Origin of the sequence: Leucobacter celer subsp. astrifaciens (genome assembly GCF_001273835.1) — a bacterium.
In the GTDB taxonomy this organism is placed as follows: Bacteria; Actinomycetota; Actinomycetes; order Actinomycetales; family Microbacteriaceae; genus Leucobacter; species Leucobacter celer.
The window spans coordinates 1-265 of the sequence record NZ_JHEI01000130.1; the positions used below are offsets into that span (position 1 = coordinate 1).

The following is a 265-nucleotide window of genomic DNA, read 5'->3' on the forward strand; positions in this document are numbered from 1 at the left end:
GAGCAGGATCTGGCCGGCTGCGATGCCGATAGCGGGTTGCATGAGGCCGAGGATCGCGCGGGCGTGCGTGGACTTGCCGGAGCCGGATTCCCCGAGCAGCCCGACGAGCTCGCCCTTGGCGACCCTGAGGTCGGCCTTCTTCACCAGCGGCACGATGCGCTGCGGGGTGTTCAGGACGATGTCGAGTCCGCGGATCTCGAGAGCGGCGTCGCCTTCGGCCTTCCCTCCCGTCTCGCTCGGGGCTGCGCCGAGGGCCTTGCGCTGC

The 265-nt window shown here is 70.6% G+C and carries 1 protein-coding gene; it reads right to left on the minus strand.

Going from position 1 to position 265, the window contains the following annotated elements; all coding sequences use genetic code 11:
* On the minus strand, positions 1-265 hold a 265-nt coding region (locus tag AMS65_RS18540), incomplete at both ends, for an ATP-binding cassette domain-containing protein (protein WP_394324711.1).